The sequence below is a fragment of the Arenibacter nanhaiticus genome, from assembly GCF_900141935.1.
GTDB lineage: Bacteria > Bacteroidota > Bacteroidia > Flavobacteriales > Flavobacteriaceae > Arenibacter > Arenibacter nanhaiticus.
The window spans coordinates 1-1,352 of record NZ_FQYX01000079.1 but is presented as its reverse complement, the minus strand read 5'-3'; the positions used below and the strand labels follow the sequence as shown (position 1 = coordinate 1,352).

At 40.8% G+C, this 1,352-nt stretch carries 1 protein-coding gene; it reads left to right on the top strand.

Going from position 1 to position 1,352, the window contains the following annotated elements:
* Nucleotides 1-625: 625 nt before the first annotated feature.
* On the top strand, nt 626-1,240 hold the full coding sequence (locus tag BUA16_RS18140; RefSeq protein ID WP_072766114.1) for a hypothetical protein: 615 nt from the start codon (nt 626-628) through the stop codon (nt 1,238-1,240).
* The last annotated feature ends 112 nt before the right edge of the window (nt 1,241-1,352 follow it).

The window sequence follows — 1,352 nt, the reverse complement described above, 5'->3', positions numbered from 1 at the left end:
GAAGCCGTCCAAAGAGCATTTCACCTTAGTGAAAGCGGCCTGGGCGGTGCGGCGTGCAAAGTGCGTAGATTTTTAGAACATTAAAATCAGCCTAGATTTTTTTGGTTCGTTTTTTCATCAATGGAAAAAATGAACAGACGGAATGCTTAGGCTTGCTAGAACTATTCTTTAAAATAAGAAAAGAACTATGTGTCTACAATCCCACCCAGATCATTAAAAACCCAAATGCCCCTCAACTAAGACAATCCCCAAATTTTTTCATTGGTACATTAATTAATTGTTACATTAACCAATTGGTACATTATCAAATCCCCCTCCCCCATCAAAAAAACAAGCAACCCCTTCAAACAGTCATAATTTTGCTAACAATCCCCCTGTTTTTTACGGTATAGAATCAAAAAACAGGACAAAATAAACGTACTAAAGAAGACCAAGCCTACCAAAAATCATCAAAACCAGCTTCTAAAAAACCTCTAGTTTTACCCAAATAATGCATTTCATCGAATAAAAATGTCCTTTTGTCGATGGTATTCGATTTTTTTATAGCTTTACTAGGCTTCGCCAAAATAGCTGCACAGGATTTTATGACGCAAAACAGCTATTAGAAGCCCCAAAAACCACAACGATGAAAAAGTCAATCTTCATAATATTTTTAGTTTCTTACTTGCCTTTTCTAAGCGCACAGAACGATCGTTCTTCCGCTTCTCACAATATAAACATCACCATTCCAGAAATTGCCCTGCTCGATATTTATAACGGACAAACAGGCAGCAATGTCGATGTGGTGAACCTAAATGTAAGCAACGACAACAATACCGAAGCCGGACAATACAACCTAACCAATGTCAGCTATGGCGATATATGGCTTAACTATACCAGTGTGGTAGGCGACGAAGCCAATGGCTACCAGCCATCTCGAGAAATTACGGTTCAACTAGAGCCAGAAAGCTCCTTTCCGGCGGGACTCGATTTAAGGGTTACGGCCGAAACGCCTAGGATAGTACAAGGGGGCGGCAGCGAAACTTCGGGCGGTAACGTTACCCCAGGGGGAGTGGCACTAGGCAGCAGCAATGCCGCCGGAGTAGAAGTGACCTTGGTAAAAGACATTAAAAGCGTCTATACCGGGGATGGTGCCAATGGGGTCCGACTCACCTATACCCTAGAACAAAAAGACAACTTTTCCCTCGTTCAAGCAGGCAACTACCAGGCAGTCATCAGGTTTATGCTTACGGATTTGTAAAACTGTTATGGAGTTATCGAGTTATCTTGTTATCAAGTTATGAATATGTTGTGCTTTTATTTTTCCCTATCCCTGCCCTATTTTAATTTTCGTTCAAATCAAGTACTTTTTA

Excerpts from the sequence above, each read along its gene's own strand:
- BUA16_RS18140 (WP_072766114.1), top strand. The coding sequence starts at position 626 with ATGAAAAAGTCAATCTTCATAATATTTTTAGTTTCTTACTTGCCTTTT.